The 16,030-nt window shown below is 47.8% G+C and carries 17 protein-coding genes; 6 read left to right on the top strand and 11 right to left on the bottom strand.

The features are described 5' to 3' along the window. Positions 1-13: 13 nt before the first annotated feature. Genes ACML7B_RS09350 through ACML7B_RS09340 form a run of 3 tightly spaced genes read right to left on the bottom strand, consistent with a single transcriptional unit; the run spans position 14 to position 2,230 of the window. Entirely contained in the window at positions 14-535 is a 522-nt protein-coding gene (locus tag ACML7B_RS09350; protein ID WP_418540867.1) for a DUF4446 family protein, read from the bottom strand. A 6-nt stretch (positions 536-541) separates the two neighbouring features. Then, positions 542-1,444 carry a ParB/RepB/Spo0J family partition protein gene (locus ACML7B_RS09345; RefSeq protein ID WP_418540865.1) on the bottom strand — a complete coding sequence of 301 codons (903 nt, stop codon included), beginning with the start codon at positions 1,442-1,444 and terminating at the stop codon, positions 542-544. Positions 1,445-1,459: 15 nt separating this feature from the next. Beyond that, positions 1,460-2,230, bottom strand: coding sequence for a ParA family protein (locus ACML7B_RS09340; RefSeq protein ID WP_418540863.1), 771 nt, complete (start codon positions 2,228-2,230; stop codon positions 1,460-1,462). Between the two features lie 239 nt (positions 2,231-2,469). On the opposite strand from ACML7B_RS09340, the gene ACML7B_RS09335 reads away from it, so the two are divergent. Next, positions 2,470-3,423 carry an alpha/beta fold hydrolase gene (locus ACML7B_RS09335; RefSeq protein ID WP_418540860.1) on the top strand — a complete coding sequence of 318 codons (954 nt, stop codon included), beginning with the start codon at positions 2,470-2,472 and terminating at the stop codon, positions 3,421-3,423. Positions 3,424-3,453: 30 nt separating this feature from the next. On the opposite strand, the gene rsmG is transcribed toward ACML7B_RS09335, so the two are convergent. From rsmG to mnmE, 3 genes are read right to left on the bottom strand one after another with little or no spacing between them, the layout of a single operon-like run. Continuing rightward, a complete protein-coding gene (rsmG, locus tag ACML7B_RS09330; RefSeq protein WP_418540858.1) occupies positions 3,454-4,194 on the bottom strand; it encodes a 16S rRNA (guanine(527)-N(7))-methyltransferase RsmG in 741 nt (246 codons plus the stop codon). Then, entirely contained in the window at positions 4,178-6,097 is a 1,920-nt protein-coding gene (gene mnmG / locus ACML7B_RS09325) for a tRNA uridine-5-carboxymethylaminomethyl(34) synthesis enzyme MnmG (RefSeq protein ID WP_418540855.1), read from the bottom strand. The genes rsmG and mnmG overlap by 17 nt, the downstream gene beginning before the upstream one ends. After that, entirely contained in the window at positions 6,063-7,487 is a 1,425-nt protein-coding gene (mnmE, locus tag ACML7B_RS09320) for a tRNA uridine-5-carboxymethylaminomethyl(34) synthesis GTPase MnmE (RefSeq protein WP_418540852.1), read from the bottom strand. Before mnmE ends, mnmG begins: the two co-directional genes overlap by 35 nt. Positions 7,488-7,646: 159 nt before the next feature. Between mnmE and ACML7B_RS09315 the strand changes: the two genes are divergently transcribed. Genes ACML7B_RS09315 through ACML7B_RS09305 form a run of 3 tightly spaced genes read left to right on the top strand, consistent with a single transcriptional unit; the run spans position 7,647 to position 10,223 of the window. Continuing rightward, positions 7,647-8,294 carry a GntR family transcriptional regulator gene (locus ACML7B_RS09315; protein ID WP_418540851.1) on the top strand — a complete coding sequence of 216 codons (648 nt, stop codon included), beginning with the start codon at positions 7,647-7,649 and terminating at the stop codon, positions 8,292-8,294. Between the two features lie 22 nt (positions 8,295-8,316). Next, positions 8,317-9,303 (top strand): ornithine cyclodeaminase family protein, encoded by a 987-nt coding sequence (locus ACML7B_RS09310; protein WP_418540849.1) that lies wholly within the window; start codon positions 8,317-8,319, stop codon positions 9,301-9,303. An 11-nt stretch (positions 9,304-9,314) separates the two neighbouring features. Beyond that, positions 9,315-10,223 carry a lactate/malate family dehydrogenase gene (locus tag ACML7B_RS09305; protein ID WP_418540848.1) on the top strand — a complete coding sequence of 303 codons (909 nt, stop codon included), beginning with the start codon at positions 9,315-9,317 and terminating at the stop codon, positions 10,221-10,223. Positions 10,224-10,276: 53 nt separating this feature from the next. On the opposite strand, the gene jag is transcribed toward ACML7B_RS09305, so the two are convergent. From jag to rpmH, 5 genes are read right to left on the bottom strand one after another with little or no spacing between them, the layout of a single operon-like run. After that, on the bottom strand, positions 10,277-11,125 hold the full coding sequence (gene jag / locus ACML7B_RS09300; RefSeq protein WP_418540847.1) for an RNA-binding cell elongation regulator Jag/EloR: 849 nt from the start codon (positions 11,123-11,125) through the stop codon (positions 10,277-10,279). A gap of 19 nt (positions 11,126-11,144) precedes the next feature. Further along, positions 11,145-12,212 (bottom strand): membrane protein insertase YidC, encoded by a 1,068-nt coding sequence (gene yidC, locus ACML7B_RS09295; protein WP_418540844.1) that lies wholly within the window; start codon positions 12,210-12,212, stop codon positions 11,145-11,147. Between the two features lie 32 nt (positions 12,213-12,244). Further along, positions 12,245-12,445, bottom strand: coding sequence for a membrane protein insertion efficiency factor YidD (yidD, locus tag ACML7B_RS09290; protein ID WP_418540886.1), 201 nt, complete (start codon positions 12,443-12,445; stop codon positions 12,245-12,247). A 22-nt stretch (positions 12,446-12,467) separates the two neighbouring features. Then, complete coding sequence (rnpA, locus tag ACML7B_RS09285; RefSeq protein WP_106789368.1) at positions 12,468-12,803, bottom strand: ribonuclease P protein component; 336 nt, start codon at positions 12,801-12,803, stop codon at positions 12,468-12,470. A gap of 51 nt (positions 12,804-12,854) precedes the next feature. After that, positions 12,855-12,989 (bottom strand): 50S ribosomal protein L34, encoded by a 135-nt coding sequence (gene rpmH / locus ACML7B_RS09280; RefSeq protein WP_106789367.1) that lies wholly within the window; start codon positions 12,987-12,989, stop codon positions 12,855-12,857. A 294-nt stretch (positions 12,990-13,283) separates the two neighbouring features. Between rpmH and dnaA the strand changes: the two genes are divergently transcribed. Then, positions 13,284-14,672, top strand: a complete 1,389-nt coding sequence (gene dnaA / locus ACML7B_RS09275; protein WP_346707417.1) for a chromosomal replication initiator protein DnaA — start codon at positions 13,284-13,286, stop codon at positions 14,670-14,672. A gap of 235 nt (positions 14,673-14,907) precedes the next feature. Then, positions 14,908-16,017 carry a DNA polymerase III subunit beta gene (dnaN, locus tag ACML7B_RS09270; protein WP_418540840.1) on the top strand — a complete coding sequence of 370 codons (1,110 nt, stop codon included), beginning with the start codon at positions 14,908-14,910 and terminating at the stop codon, positions 16,015-16,017. Positions 16,018-16,030: the final 13 nt, after the last annotated feature.

Raw genomic sequence — 16,030 nt, 5'->3', positions numbered from 1 at the left:
CCTCCTCTTACTCTTACTTTTCCTTTGGTTCCAGCTCGTAGGGATCCTGGAAGATCGCCTTGTCCAGAGCTTCTGCCTCTTCCTCTGCAAGTTCTACGTAGCTCTCGCCTTTGACGATCTCTTTCACGTAGGTATAACATCCTTCCCGGCTGTGCATGGCGTTGATCACCCAGCCGTTGTTCTTGCCGTCCAGCATGGCCAGGGCGAAACTCAGCTTTCCGCCCATCTCATTGAAAGCGTCGTACTTGATGATCCCAAGTTTCTGATAATTTCCTTCCAGCCTGCGGTTAATCTCACGGATATCGGACCGGTTCTGCTTGGTTACCTTCAGGATCGTATCCACCTCCGCGAAGCGCTCCTTCATGCTCTCTTCTAAAGTTTTCCCGTCTTTTCCCCGCATAAACGTCATATAGCTGCTCTTTAAACGGTTGTATTTCATTGTAACATTAACGTACAAGAGAAACAATAGAATAACGAAAAGCAGCAGAAAGATAAATGCAGGAGTAATTCCCAGTGAGCTCAATGCTTTTCCCATATATCTTTAATCTTCCTTTCCAAGGCTTACGATCATATCGAACATACGTTCTAATTCTTTGTCAGAGTAATATTCGATCTCAATCTTACCTTTTCCATTTCCTTTGGCCGCTATACTTACCTTGGTACCCAGGACTTCCTTCATCCGGTTCTCCAGATCTGTATAGACAAATGCGTGTTCAATGACTTTCTTCTCTTTTGGTTTCTTTGGATTCTTGATATCCTTGACCAGCTTCTCAGTTTCCCGGACACTCAGCTTTTCATCGAAGACTCTCACCGCCAGTTCATACTGCTGTTCATGGTCGTCGATAGCCAGAAGGGCTCTGGCATGTCCGGTGGAGATCATATCGTCCACGATCATCTGCTGGACCTTCTCATCCAGCTTCAGAAGACGCATGGAATTGGTGACGGCTGTCCGGCTCTTGGACACTCGTTCCGCCACTTCGTCCTGCTTCAGGTGGAATCCTTCCAGAAGCTTCTTATAGGCCATGGCTTCCTCGATGGGATTTAAGTTTTCCCGCTGGATATTCTCGATCAGGCTGATCTCTACGATCTCCTGCTCGGTATACTCTTTCACGATGACCGGCACTTCTTTTACTCCCGCCATCTTCGCGGCCCGCCATCTTCTCTCCCCGGCGATGATCTCATAGTAGTCCTTCCTCTTCCTTACAAGGATGGGCTGGATCACGCCAAACTGCTTGATAGAATCCGAAAGCTCCAGGAGGGCATCCTCCTCGAACTTCTTACGGGGCTGCTCCCGGTTGGGCTCTACCATATTGATGTTCATCATCTGTTCGCCGGTCTTTACTTCTTCTTTCGCCGGTTCTTTTGCCGGTTCTGCTTTCGCCGGCCGGTTATCCGGGATCAGACTGTCCAGTCCTTTTCCCAGTCCTTTCTTTTTTACCGCCATATTGATTCCCCCTTATTATTGATCATTCTCCCGGTTGATCACTTCTTCCGCCAGCCGCATATAACTTTCTGATCCCGCCGACTTGGGATCATATTCGTTGATGGGGACCCCGTAGCTTGGCGCCTCTGCCAGCCGGATATTTCTCGGAATAATGGTCTTGTAAATATTCTGGTGCAGATTGTCCTTCACATTCTCCACAACCTGAAGCGACAGATTGGTCCTTGCATCATACATGGTAAATACAACTCCCTCAATCTCCAACTCCGGATTCAGACGGTCCCGCACCAGATCCACAGTATGGATCAGCTGGCTTAATCCTTCCAGCGCATAGTACTCACACTGAATAGGGACGAGAACCGAGGTGGCTGTCGTCATAGCATTGATGGTCAGCATGCTCAAGGAAGGAGGACAGTCGATAATGATATAATCGTAGTTGTCCTTGATATCCTTGATGACATTTCTCACAATATACTCTTTGTCTTCCACATCGATCAACTCGATCTCTGCCGCTGACAGGTCTATATTGGCGGGAATAATATCCAGATTCTTCATAATATCTTTTCTCAGGACTTCGTCAATACTTGACTCCCCTATGATGAGATCATAGATGGTATTCTCCACCGAGTTCTTGTCTACTCCCAGCCCGCTGGTCATGTTTCCCTGGGGATCCATGTCCACGGCCAGAACTTTTTTCCCTTTTTCAGCAAGACAGGATGATAAGTTGATGGCTGTTGTCGTCTTCCCGACTCCGCCTTTCTGGTTTGCGACGGCTATGATTCTTCCCATATTTTATCACCTTTCTTTTGACTTAAGCCCAGTATAACACTTTTTCATTTTCTTATCTACTAAATGTTTCACGTGAAACATATTTTTTCTGTTTGTACTAAATGTTTCACGTGAAACATTCCTCCTTTTATGCTTTTTTATTATATCAAATGTTTCACGTGAAACATTTGATATAGCGGCCGTCCTGTAGTATAATGTTTTCAAGGATTTTATTATCAAAAAGAAAGGTGTGAAAATCTATGAGTTGGAAAAAGAAACTGGCTGCCGGGACATCCCTGGCTGCGCTTGGCACCGTAACTATACACCTGATAAATAAATTTATCTTCCTGTCCGCCACCGTCGGAGATCTTCTTGGAAATCCACCGGGAACCTGGTATGACTGGAAATTTGGAAAGGTTTATTATACAAAGCAGGGCGATGGAGCGCCGCTGCTTCTGATCCATGACCTGTCTGTATGCAGTTCCGGTTATGAATGGAACAAGATCGTAAAGGAACTTTCCAAAACCAATACGGTATATGTGATCGATCTTCCCGGATGCGGACGTTCAGACAAGCTTAACATTACCTACACCAATTATATGTTTGTTCAGCTGGTTCAGGACTTTATCAAACATGTGATCGGAGAGAAGAGCAGTATTATCGCCACCGGAGAATCCTGTTCCTTCGTGGTGGGCGCATGCCAGACAGATCCCTCTCTTATCGATGAGATGATCTTCGTGAACCCGAAAGATATAAAAGAACTGGGGCGGATCCCCGGAAAGAGAAGTAAGACTCTGACCTGGATGATCAATACTCCTGTATTTGGAACATTCCTTTACAATATGCTGGTAAAGGAAGACCATATTGAATCTCTGTTCCGGAAGGAATATTTCTTCCATCCGGAGAATGTAACTTCAGAGATGATCAAGACTTACTATGAAGCCTCTCATTCCGGCGGGGCAATAAGCAAATATCTTCTGTCCAGCCAGATGGGACATTACACCACAGTGAATCTTAAGCATTGTCTGAGTTCCATCAACAACAGTATCTATATCATTCACGGAGAAGATCCTTCTTACCAGGAAGCGGCAGAAGAGTACCGGTCCATTCTTCCTTCCGTGGAGATTGCTTCCATAGGAGAGACCAAGTATCTACCCCAGATAGAAGCACCGGAAAAATTCCTGGAGCAGGTACAGATCTTATTTTCAAAATAATGATAAGAAGAAGAGCCATTGCAGATCCGTCTACAATGGCTCTTTTGCCGGAAGGCCGGCTTTCCTTGGATATTTCTTACTGGTATCTTTTATCTTTCTGATCTTCACAAAGGCTCTGCCAATATCCGTGCCGGGAAGAGAGAATTTCACCACATCTTCCAGTTCTCCTCCCAGAATGCCAAGAGCCTTCCCGGAAGCCTTTACTTCCTCTTCAATATCCCCGGACTTATAGGAGATAAAGTATCCTCCCTTCTTTACGTAAGGAAGGCAGTACTCAGAGAGAGTAGAGAGGTTGGCCACCGCCCGGGACACACACAGGTCGAACTGCTCCCGGTATTCCTTCTGCCGGGCAAAATCTTCCGCCCGCCCGTGGATGGCTTCCACATCAGTCAGCTCCAGCTTACTGATCACTTCGTTCAAAAATCGGATCCGTTTATTCAGAGAATCCAGAAGAGTGATCTTCAATTCCGGAAACAGGATCTTCAATGGGATCCCGGGGAAGCCTGCCCCTGTGCCGACGTCTATCACTTTCATCTCCCGATTCAGATCTGTGACCTGGATAAGAGAGATGCTGTCTACAAAATGCTTTGCCACCACTTCTTCATAGTCTGTGATGGCCGTCAGGTTCATCACCTGGTTCCACTCTGTAAGAATATCATAATAGTCCAGAAACTGCTGCAGCTGTCTGTCTGTTGGTTTCACGGGGAAGGAAGAAAGCCCTTCCCTTAATAACTGGATTCTGTTCTCTGTCACGTTATCTGTCCTTTCCATATACCCCTCCCAGGTATATTAACAATACCGATATATCTGCCGGGGAGACTCCGGAGATCCTGGAAGCCTGTCCGATGGACACCGGACGGTATTCTTTCAGCTTCTGGACCGCCTCGATACGCAGGCTTTTTACCTGGTCGTAATCAATATCTTCCGGGATCCGCTTTTTCTCCAACTTCCGGAACTGTTCCACCTGCTTCTCCTGGCGCCGGATATACCCCTCGTACTTGATGGATATGTTGATCTGTTCCATGATCTCTTCTGCAAGATCCGCCGGGAATTGAGGCCGTCCTTCATCCACCGGGGCCAGAATCTCGTAGGAGAGTTCCGGCCTGCGGATCAGCTCCGCCAGGGTAGTCCCGGAGGAGAGAAGCGTGCTGCCATGCTGCTCCAGAAGCTGATTAACAGAAGAGCCGGTGCCGATATTGGTATGATTCAGCCGCTTGATCTCGTTGGCGATATATTGTTCTTTCTTCAATAACCGGTCATATCGCTCCTGACTGATCAGCCCCACCTGATAGCCCTTTTCCGTCAGCCGCTGATCCGCGTTGTCCTGGCGCAGAAGCAGCCGGTATTCCGCCCGGGAAGTCATCATCCGATAAGGTTCATGGCTTTCCTTTGTCACCAGATCGTCGATCAGCACGCCGATATAACCCTCAGAACGGTCGATGATCAGGGGCTCCTTTCCCTGAAGCTTCCTGGCCGCATTGATCCCTGCCACCAGACCCTGGGCCGCCGCTTCCTCATACCCGGAACTTCCGTTAAACTGGCCGCCGCTGAAGAGCCCTTTGATCTTGCGGAATTCCAGGGATGGCATGAGCTGCCTGGCGTCGATACAGTCGTATTCAATGGCATAGGCGTTCCGCACGATCTTCACATGCTCAAGCCCCGGAACTGTCCGGTACATGGCGTACTGGACGTCCTCGGGAAGAGAGCTGGACATGCCGCCGATATACATTTCGTTAGTAGTAAGACCTTCCGGCTCGATAAACACCTGATGCCGGTTCTTATCCGCGAATTTCACCACTTTATCTTCTATAGAAGGACAGTATCTGGGCCCGGTTCCCTCGATCATACCAGAGAAGAGAGGAGAGCGGTCCAGATTGGCCCGGATGATCTCATGAGTCTTCTCATTGGTATAGGTAAGCCAGCAGGAAACCTGATCGATCTGCACATCCTCCGGATCTGTGGTGAAAGAAAAGGGCACCACCCGCTCATCGCCAAACTGCTCCTCCATCCTGGAGAAATCCACGGAATTCCGGTCGATCCTGGCCGGCGTCCCGGTCTTGAAGCGATACATCCGGATTCCCAGATCCTTCAGGCATTCCGTCAGATGATTGGCCGCCTGAAGCCCGTTTGGCCCTGTATTCATACTCACATCCCCGTAGACACACCGGGCCCGGAGATAGGTGCCGGTACACAGGATCACGGCCCGGCAGGGGATCACCATGCCGGAGTAGATCTGTACGCCTGTAACCTGATCCTCTTCCGTCAGGATCTTCACCACTTCCGCCTGCTTGATCTCCAGGTTCTCCTGATCCTCCAATACCTGGCGCATGGCCGCGCTGTAACGGTTCTTGTCCGCCTGAGCCCGCAGAGAGTGGACCGCCGGCCCTTTGGAGCGGTTCAGCATCTTGGACTGGATGAAGGTCCGGTCGATCACCTTTCCCATCTCGCCTCCCAACGCATCCACTTCCCGCACCAGATGACCTTTGGAACTTCCTCCGATATTGGGATTGCAGGGCATAAGGGCAATGCTGTCTACGCTCACAGTGAACACGATGGTCTTGAATCCCAGCCTGGAACAGGCCAGCGCAGCCTCGCAGCCTGCATGGCCGGCGCCGATCACTGCCACGTCATAATGATCTTTATTTTCCCATACAGAATTTGCTGAATATTTCATTGACTAAATCCTCACCTGCCGTTTCTCCCGTAATGCTTCCCAGGGATTCATAAGCTGCCATCAGATCAATGGAATAGAAATCCTCCGGCATCCCGTTCTCAATACTTTCCTTTACTTTCAGAAGAGAGTGGTAAGCGTCTTCCAGCGCCGTCTTCTGACGAAGGTTGGTAATATAGATCTCATTATTAAATGAAAGATTTCCTGCAAAAAACAAGTCTTTAATTATGGATTCGAATTCGTCGATTCCCAGTAATTTCTTCGCAGATATCTCTATTACTGGTGTTTTGAATGTAGAAACGTTTTTATTTCTTGCAGGATTTAATTCATAAATAGCATTTTCCACATCTTTCTCTGTGACTACCATCTCCAGATCCGACTTATTGAGAAGGATCACCGAGGGCTTGTCACAGGTCATCTCAAGGATCTCCAGATCATTTTCATCCAGCGGAGTGGAAGCGTCGATCACCGCGATAATAAGATCGGCTCTGGAAGCGTATTCCCTCGCCTTATCTACGCCGATCTTCTCCACCACGTCCTCTGTCTTACGGATCCCGGCGGTGTCCAGCACGTTGAGAGAGATCCCTCCCAGGTTGATATGCTCCTCCAGGATATCCCGGGTGGTCCCTGCGATATCCGTCACGATCGCCCGCTCCTGACCGGTAAGTACGTTGAGAAGAGAAGACTTCCCTACATTAGGCTTTCCAAGGATCACCGTCTGGATCCCTTCCTTTATGATCCTGCCGTCCTGGCAGGTGGAGAGAAGATGGCGGATCTCACCGGAGAGTTCTTCTATAATAGGAAGAAGTTCCTCTCCGTAATGATCCACGCTGATATGCTCCGGATCATCCAGGGCAGACTCAATAAATGCTGTTTGGTAAATTATTTTATTTCTAATTTCACTTATCTTTTTCTTTACACTTCCTCTTAACTGGCTGACAGAACTCTGGCGGGCATATTCATTCTGGGAGGCGATCAGATCGCCCACCGCCTCTGCCTGAGAGAGATCCAGCTTTCCGTTAAGGAATGCCCGTTTGGTAAACTCACCAGGCTGGGCCGGTCTTGCGCCGGCTGCAAGGATGGTCTCCAGAACACGCTTTACCACATAGACGCCACCATGGCAGTTTACCTCCACCGTATCTTCCCCGGTATAGGTATGAGGCCCCCGCATAAGCATCACCAGAACCTGGTCGATCACTTCCCCCTGATCACAGATATATCCGTAATGGATGGTATGACTGTCCTGGGAAGAAAGTTTCTTCTCCCTGGTTCCCTGATATACTTTATCAATAATGGCAAAGGAATCCGGCCCTGTCATCCTGACAATGCCGATCCCGGAATTACTCATCCCTGTAGAGATCGCGGCGATGGTGCCGGAATATGGATCATTCATGGGGATTCCTCCTTGTGTGGTTTCTCTCAATGTTCTTATTATACGTTTTTTACTTCTGATTGTAAATGTTAATCATTTTCTCAAACTATCTTGACACCATTCTTATCTGAAACTATAATTGTATACAAATACATACACATTATAAAGTGAGGAAAAAATATGCCATTAACGCAGATCGGAAATAAAAAATCGCTTTCTGAACGAGCTTACGAAAGTATCAAAGACGCCATCGTTACCGGAGAATTTCAGCCGGGCCAGATCCTCACAGAAGAACAGCTTGCAGGAGAACTGGCTATTAGCCGCACCCCCGTAAGAACTGCGGTAAAACAGTTGGAATACGAAGGCTTGGTAGAAGTCAATCCCTCCAGGAACATCATCGTGGCAAAGATCACGGAAAAAGACATCCAGGACGCAGTAGAGGCACGGAGGCTGGTGGAAGTAGAAGTGGCCGGAATGGTCGCCAAAACCGCAGACGAAGATCAGTGCCGGGAACTGCGGGAAATCGTCCGTCTCCAGGAAAAGTCATTCCAGGAACAGAAAACCGCGGAACTGATCGAATATGAGTGTCTGTTCCACACCAGGATCGGCCAGTTCTGCGGAAATATCTGGTTTGAGAAGCTGATCACCAGCATTTCCCTGCTGCAAAAGCGTGTACTCATCCTGGGAGGAAAACTGGAAAACAACTGGGAACAGGCCTTTCAGGAACACCGTAATATCATTGACCTGATGGAATCCCATCAAGAAGATCAGGTAAGAAAACTGATGTCCGTTCATATCCAGCACGGGCAGCCAGTTCTGAAAATATAAGAAGAAAGAGAGGATATTTTTTATGCTGTTATTATCAAGAGAAGACATCAAAAAGGTATTTACCATGAAGGATGCCATCGAAGCCGACAAGTATGCGTTTACACTGGTAGTGGAGGGCAAGTGCGACGCGCCTCTTCGTACCAACATCCAGGCGCCGAAATATGAGGGGTGTTTCCTGTTTATGCCGGCCTATGTAGCGGATATGGACACTGCCTCCCTGAAGATCATCAATATCTTCCCCCATAATATTGATAACGGGAAGCCTTCTTCTCCGGCCCAGGTGCTTCTCATCGACGGTACCACCGGCATTGTGACAGCGGTTCTTGACGGGACCTATGTGACACAGCTTCGAACCGGAGCAGCTTCCGGGGCGGCTTTCGATGTGCTTGCCAAAAAAGACTGCCGGATCGGCGCGCTTATCGGTACCGGCGGACAGGCCGCCACGCAGTTGGAAGCTATGATCGCTGTAAGGGATCTGGAGGAAGTAAGAGTATTTGACATAAATCCGGAGCGTACGAAAGCATTTGCAGAAAAGATGCAAGCAAAACTGGCGTCCTACGGCACGAAGATCATCCCGGTGGAAAGTTCTGATCAGGCGGTTGACAACGCGGATCTTCTGATCACTGTAACACCTTCTTCCAAACCGGTATTTGACGCCTCCAGGATCAAGGCCGGCGCTACCATCAGTTGTGTTGGCGCCTATCAGCCGCACATGCAGGAGATGGATCCCGCGATCCTTACTCGGGCAAGCAAGCTCTATTTTGATTCCGAAGAGGCTGTTCTCTCTGAATCCGGCGATATCCTGATCCCTCTTGAAGAGGGCACCATAACAAAGGAAGATTTCACCGGCGATCTGGGACAGGTGATCAAAGGAGAACTTGTGGGAAGAGAAAATGATGAGGAAATCATCGTGTTTGAAACTGTTGGCGTCGCTACTCAGGATCTGGTGGCCGCAAGAAGGATCTATGACAACGCCGTCAAAGCAGGAATCGGCACCCGATGGGAATAAAGGAGGCTCCTATGAAGAGAAAAGTAGTAGTGATCGGGCTTGGACATCTTGGAGCCCATGTGATGGAGATCCTCGCCATCAGCGGGATCGCCAACGAACTGGTTGGCATTGATTATAATAAGAAAAAGGAATGGGGAGAAATCCGGGATCTGGCAGATATGATGCCCTACCTTGGCAAACAGACTCTGATCCGCAGCGGCAGTTATGAGGACCTGGCAGATGCAGATATCGCCGTGATGACCGCCTGCGGCAAGATCTGTGATGAAGATCGGCTGCAGGAGCTGTCCGGGTCTATCGCCGTGATCGATCAGATCCTGCCGGAAGTGCAGAAAAATCATTTCAAAGGGACTATGATCGTTCTTACCAACCCCTGTGATCTCATTTCCTGGTATATCAGCCAGAAGATCGACGCCGATGTGATCGGTACCGGAACCGCTCTGGATTCTGCAAGACTCCGGGCAAGAGTAGCGGAAACTCTCGGCCTTGCCCCTTCAGATATCCAGGGATACTGTATCGGAGAGCACGGAGACAGCCAGACCATCGTCTGGTCCCAGATGAGAGCCGGCGGCCTTCCGGTGGAACAGCTTCTTACAGAAGAGCAGAAGGCGCAGATCGAGAAGGAGACCATTACTGCAGGATGTGAGATCGCCCTTCATAAGGGAAGCACAGAATTTGGCATCGGCATGTCCGCCGTCCAGATCATCCAGGCTATCCTGGGAGATGAACACAAGATCCTTCCCTGCTCTGTAGATCCCAAGGGAAAATACGGTCAGAGCGGACTTTATACCGGGATCCCCTGTATCATTTCCAAAGAAGGGGCTACCCCTCTGAAAGAACTGGATCTTACCGAAGAGGAGAAAAACCGGTTTGATCAAAGCTGTGAGATGCTAAAAAACATGATCAAAAAAATCTCCTGTTAGGGGATTAAAAAACGGAACCGGATGATCACCGGTTCCCGTTTTCTATGTATATTTTATTTTCTTACCAGGGTTACAACCACTCTTCTGTAGGGTTCTTCTCCCTCGCTGTGGGTGGTTACCGCCGGATCCGCCTGGAGAGCGGAGTGGATGATCCGTCTCTCATAAGGATTCATAGGCTCCAGAGCAACGGTCCTTCTGGTCCGTTTTACCTTGCTGGCAATATTCTTGGCCAGGTTCTCCAGCGTCTCTTTCCGTCTTCTCCGGTAGTCTTCCGTATCCAGCTTCACTCTTACATAACCGCTCTGCATTTTGTTGGCTACCCGGTTGGTAAGATACTGAAGAGAATCCAGAGTCTGTCCACGCTTTCCGATCAGAATACCCATATCCTTTCCATCCATATTAATGGCAAGAGCGCCTTCCTCATCTACGCTGGCAGTTACCTGAACATCTTCCATATGCATGGCTTCCAGAACGTCCTGAACGAACTTTCTGCAGGTTTCCATGGTAACTTCCTCTACCGGGGCAAGTTCAACTTCTTTCTTTTCCTTTACAGGAGCGGTTTCTCTATGCTCATCCTGCTCCTTGTGGTCTTTATGATGAGAAGATTTTTTATTTTTCTTCTTCCGGTTATCCCGTTTCTCTTCCTTTGCCGGCTCTTCTTTTACCGATTCTTCTTTTACCGGTGCCTCTGCGACAGCTTCCGGCTCTGCAGCTTCAACAGGCTCTTCTTGTTTTCTGCGGGCTTTGATCACTGCCTGCTTCATACCGATCCCAAGGAATCCGGCGCTTCCTTTTTCAATTACGATGTAATCCAGCTGGTCGCTGGTAACACCAAGCTCAACCAACGCGTCTGTGATCGCGTCGTCCAATGTCTTTGCCGATACGGTAATATATTCATCCATGACAAAAGCCCCCTTTTGTTTATTTATTTTCATTAAATTTCTTTACCATGTTCGCCTTCGCTGCAAGGCTTCCGGCTTTCGCCTGATCTGCGTTTGCCTTTGCTTTGGCTACTTTTTCTTCTCTTTCCTTCTCGCTCATGGAAGAAGCCTGTTTCCTTGCGGAAGCGCTGAGACTCTTGGTATTGGTCTGAGCCATGGCATTGATCCGCTCTGCTCTCTCTCCACGTTTTTTCTGCTTCTTCTCTGCCTTCTCTTTATTTTTCTCGATCAGCTCGTCCACAGACATCTTGGACAGATGTTTGTTGATGAAGATCTGCTGGATACATCTTACCACCGCGCTGACGATCCAGTAGATACCAATACCGGTAGGCAGGGTAAATACGATATATAAAGAGAACAGCGGCATGGTCACGTTCATGGTCCTCATGGTTCCCGCCATGGGATTGTCCTTGTCGATCACCGTTCCGGAGATGGCCTGGCTCAGCTTGATACTTCCGAACTGTGTGAGAGCGGAAAGTACCGGGAGCAGGATGGCCGTTACAATGATCACCGCGGCCGGAAGTCCGTAATCCCCACTGTGACGAATCATGGTCCAGGGAGAGATGGTAAGATCCGGAATGGTCAGAAACTGATTAACCGCAGCCGGAGCTCCCTCCAGCGCCGGGATATAATCCTGGATATCATAGATAACCGGGTAGAGAGCAAACAGAAGTGGCATCTGGATCAGAAGAGGCAGACATCCGCTCATCATAGATGTGCCGTACTTGTCATAAACCTGCTGCATCTCTTCCTGCTGCTTCAGCATGGAAGCCTGATCTCTTTTATTTCTGTATTTCTTCTGGATTGCCTGGATCTCCGGATTCATCACAGAGGTCATCTTAGAGGTCCTCTGCTGTTTGATGGTAAGCGGCATCATACAGGTATACACCAGGATCGTATAAATGATGATGGACAGTCCCACAAGACCCTGATCTGTAGTCAGGATATTGTCCAGCATCATATAGATCGCGTTCATTACTTTACCAAGCAGCGTACAGATCTGTCCGATGATCGGCCAGTTGGCTGCAGTCAGTAAACTTCCAGTCATTCTTTTCTTCCTCCATCGTAACTATATTTCCATTAAGGAACCGGGTCGTACCCACCTTTTGAAAATGGATTGCAGCGCAAGATCCTCCACGCCGCCATCAACCCTCCCTTGAGAGCCCCGTACTTCTCAATCGCCTCCAGGGCATACTGAGAGCAGGTCGGATAAAACTTACAGGTAGAGTAACCCTTAAGAGCTGACAGATATTTCCTATAAAAACGGATACATGCAAGCATGATCTTCTTCACAGTGCCACCTCTAATCTATGATCTTATGAAGACCCGCCAGATGGATCAGCGCACTTTCGATCTCCTGATATGTTCTTCCCTTTGCGCCTGCTCTTGCGATCACCACAATATCCAATCCACGCTGGAACCGGTCTTCTTGCAGTCGATAGCTCTCTCTTAACAGTCTGGTCAGGCGGTGCCTGACGATACTGTTCCCTACTTTCTTACTCACGGATATTCCCAATCGGTTCCGGTCTGTATGATTCTCAGTTACATACATGACCAGATATTTATTCGCGTATGATCTTCCTATTTTATATACAGTCTGAAAATCTCTGTTTTTCTTTAATGATCCGGAATATTCCATACCCTTGATTTCTCCTGATTTTGAGAGAAGAAAAGGCCACATATATGCGGCCTAAGCTGATAATTTCTTTCTTCCTTTTGCTCTTCTGCTCGCAAGTACTTTTCTTCCACCTGCTGTGCTCATTCTCTGTCTAAAACCATGAACTTTAGATCTCTGTCTGTTTTTTGGCTGGAATGTCATTTTCATTGATATCCACCTCCTGTTTTTCCTAAAGACATCATTCTAGATTATATTAAATAAATGCCCGTACGTCAAGCAATTTCTTGATTTTTGCCTGTTTTTAGTTATCCACAAAATGTGGAAAATTATTTTAATTCAGGTGGATAATATGTGAATAAGAAAAATTTTTCATTCTTCTTTTTAATGAACAAGCCTTTTTTCCATTTTGATAACTTTATCCACAGGTATTAAAGATTGCCTAAATCTATAAATTGATGTAGAATAGATAAGAGTAAGTTTTAAGATTAGGAGTATACCGCAATGAATATCGTAGAGGAAAAATGGCCTGAAATAATTGAACATCTGAGGGTAGAGCACGAGCTGTCCAATGTATCGTTTACCACCTGGATCCAGCCTTTGAAGGTCTACGATGTCATTGACGATACGGTGTTCATCCTGGTAAATATGAACGCCAGTGTAGAGTACATCGAGAAAAAGTATCTCCTTCCACTGAAGGTGTGCATCGCTGAGATCACAGGTGTGGAATACGAAGTGAAGTTCATCTCCGAGGACAGCAGCCAGCTGACAGAACTGCAAAGTCTGGCGGCGGAGGCAAACCAGCATAAGAGGACCAAAAGTCTGGCAGAGAAGGCGGGATTAAATCCAAAGTACACCTTCGACACCTTCGTAGTCGGAGGAAACAACAACTTTGCTCACGCCGCTTCCCTTGCGGTGGCGGAATCTCCGGGAGAGGTATACAACCCTCTTTTTATTTATGGAGGCGTGGGACTGGGCAAGACCCATCTTATGCATTCCATCGCCCATTTTATCCTGGAGAAGAATCCAAAGAAGAAGGTTCTCTACGTTACCAGCGAGACCTTCACCAACGAGCTGATCGACGCCCTGAAGAACGGGAAGACCTCAGGAAATGAATCTGCCATCGTCAAGTTCCGGGAGAAATACAGGAACAACGACGTACTTCTGATCGACGACATCCAGTTCATTATCGGCAAGGAGAGTACCCAGGAAGAATTCTTCCACACCTTTAATCACTTACATACTTCCGGCAAGCAGATCATCATCTCCAGTGATAAGCCGCCCAGAGATATCGAGACTCTGGAGGCAAGACTGCGGACCCGGTTTGAGTGGGGACTGATCGCGGATATCTCCGCGCCTAACTATGAGACCAGGATGGCCATCCTTCAGAAGAAGATCGAGCTGGACCATCTGGAGAAATACAACATTCCTCATGATGTGCTGGATTATATCGCCACCAACATCAAGACCAATATCCGGGAACTGGAAGGATCTCTCAATAAGCTGATCGCGCTCTATAAATTGAACAGCTATCAGGATCCCATTGATATTAACCTGGCTACCAGAGCCTTAAAGGATATCATCTCTTCCAAGAATAACCGGGTAGTGACTCCGGAACTGATCCTGGATATCGTGGCGGATCACTTTAATATATCCGTGGCGGACTTAAAGAGTAATAAAAGAAACGCGGAGATCGCCATCCCAAGACAAATCGCCATGTACTTTATCCGCAGCATGACCGATACCTCCCTGAAAAGTATCGGCGTCATCCTGGGTGGAAAAGACCACTCCACCATTAAGTACGGGGCGGATAAGATCGCCATTGAAATAAAGGAAGACGAGACTCTGGCCAACACCATCAATATAATAAAGAAGAAAATAAATCCGGCCTGATGTGAATAACTCTGTGAATACCAGATGGAAAACAGAGAAAAGAAAAAAGAAAGAAAAAAGTTATCCAGATAACATTCACAGCAGCCTAAACGGGAATCCACCTGGTTATAAAAACCAGAAAGCCTGATAAATAAAGGGACAGATACACTTATCCACGGATTCCACACTACGAAGAAGAAGAATACGGAAATAAATCATACATAATATCTATTTCCCCCGCGAAAGGAGTTTTACCATGAAGATCATCTGTACCAAATCGAATCTGGCCAAAGGAGTCAGCATTGTAAGCAAGGCAGTTCCTTCCAAGACAACCATGCCTATCCTGGAGTGTATCCTGATCGACGCTACCACAGATATCATCCGCCTGACGGCAAATGACATGGAACTGGGGATCCAGACGGAGATCGAAGGAGAGATCCTGGACAGGGGTATGATCGCCATCGACGCAAGGATCTTCTCCGAGATCGTGCGCAAGCTTCCGGATAATGATATTGTGATCGAAACAGATGACAATCTTCAGACCACTATTGTATGTGAGAAAGCGAAATTTGACATTGCCGGCAAGCCGGGAGAAGAATTCTCCTATCTGCCGGTGATCGAGAAGGAAGATTCTATCGAAATCTCACAGTTTACTTTGAAAGAAATGATCCGTCAGACCATCTTCTCCATCTCTGACAGCGAGAGCAACAAGATGATGACGGGAGAGTTGTTTGAGATCAAAGACAATGTGCTGCGGGTGATCTCCCTGGATGGACACCGGATCTCCATCCGGAAGATGGAACTGAAGAATGAAGTCAGAGACAAGAAGCTGATCGTTCCGGGCAAGACCCTGATCGAGATCAGCAAGATCCTCTCCGGAGAAGTGGAGAGTCTGGTGAATATCTCTTACACCAACAACCATATCGTATTTGAATTTGACAATACCATCGTGGTATCCCGACTGATCGAGGGAGAATACTTTAAGATCGACCAGATGTTGTCCAGCGATTATGAGACCAAACTTAAGATCAACAAAAAAGAGCTTCTCAACTGTATCGACCGGGCAACCCTGCTGATCAAAGAGGGAGATAAAAAGCCTATTATCATCAATATCCAGGACGGGGTGATGGAACTGAAGATCAAGTCTCAGATCGGTTCCATGAACGAAGAGATCGAGATCGAGAAAGAAGGGAAAGACCTTCTCATCGGATTTAATCCCAAGTTCCTGATCGATGCCCTTCGGGTGATCGACGACGAGGAAGTTACCCTGTATCTGATGAACGCGAAAGCTCCCTGCTTTATCCGGGACGATGAGGAATCCTATATTTACCTGATCCTTCCGGTGAACTTCAACGCAGTTTCCTAAATGGGTTTCGCAG

The organism is Massilistercora timonensis, assembly GCF_048354975.1.
Classification (GTDB): Bacteria; Bacillota; Clostridia; order Lachnospirales; family Lachnospiraceae; genus Massilistercora; species Massilistercora timonensis.
Note: the sequence above shows the minus strand (reverse complement) of the source record. Positions and strands in the feature narration are given on the sequence as shown.

Coding starts and splice junctions, on each gene's coding strand:
- ACML7B_RS09305 (WP_418540848.1), top strand. CDS start 9,315: ATGAAGAGAAAAGTAGTAGTGATCGGGCTTGGACATCTTGGAGCCCAT.
- rnpA (WP_106789368.1), bottom strand. CDS start 12,803: ATGGAATATTCCGGATCATTAAAGAAAAACAGAGATTTTCAGACTGTA.
- mnmG (WP_418540855.1), bottom strand. CDS start 6,097: ATGAAATATTCAGCAAATTCTGTATGGGAAAATAAAGATCATTATGAC.
- rpmH (WP_106789367.1), bottom strand. CDS start 12,989: ATGAAAATGACATTCCAGCCAAAAAACAGACAGAGATCTAAAGTTCAT.
- ACML7B_RS09315 (WP_418540851.1), top strand. CDS start 7,647: ATGCCATTAACGCAGATCGGAAATAAAAAATCGCTTTCTGAACGAGCT.
- ACML7B_RS09350 (WP_418540867.1), bottom strand. CDS start 535: ATGGGAAAAGCATTGAGCTCACTGGGAATTACTCCTGCATTTATCTTT.
- ACML7B_RS09335 (WP_418540860.1), top strand. CDS start 2,470: ATGAGTTGGAAAAAGAAACTGGCTGCCGGGACATCCCTGGCTGCGCTT.
- jag (WP_418540847.1), bottom strand. CDS start 11,125: ATGGATGAATATATTACCGTATCGGCAAAGACATTGGACGACGCGATC.
- dnaN (WP_418540840.1), top strand. CDS start 14,908: ATGAAGATCATCTGTACCAAATCGAATCTGGCCAAAGGAGTCAGCATT.
- dnaA (WP_346707417.1), top strand. CDS start 13,284: ATGAATATCGTAGAGGAAAAATGGCCTGAAATAATTGAACATCTGAGG.
- ACML7B_RS09340 (WP_418540863.1), bottom strand. CDS start 2,230: ATGGGAAGAATCATAGCCGTCGCAAACCAGAAAGGCGGAGTCGGGAAG.
- mnmE (WP_418540852.1), bottom strand. CDS start 7,487: ATGAATGATCCATATTCCGGCACCATCGCCGCGATCTCTACAGGGATG.
- ACML7B_RS09345 (WP_418540865.1), bottom strand. CDS start 1,444: ATGGCGGTAAAAAAGAAAGGACTGGGAAAAGGACTGGACAGTCTGATC.
- yidC (WP_418540844.1), bottom strand. CDS start 12,212: ATGACTGGAAGTTTACTGACTGCAGCCAACTGGCCGATCATCGGACAG.
- yidD (WP_418540886.1), bottom strand. CDS start 12,445: ATGCTTGCATGTATCCGTTTTTATAGGAAATATCTGTCAGCTCTTAAG.
- ACML7B_RS09310 (WP_418540849.1), top strand. CDS start 8,317: ATGCTGTTATTATCAAGAGAAGACATCAAAAAGGTATTTACCATGAAG.
- rsmG (WP_418540858.1), bottom strand. CDS start 4,194: ATGGAAAGGACAGATAACGTGACAGAGAACAGAATCCAGTTATTAAGG.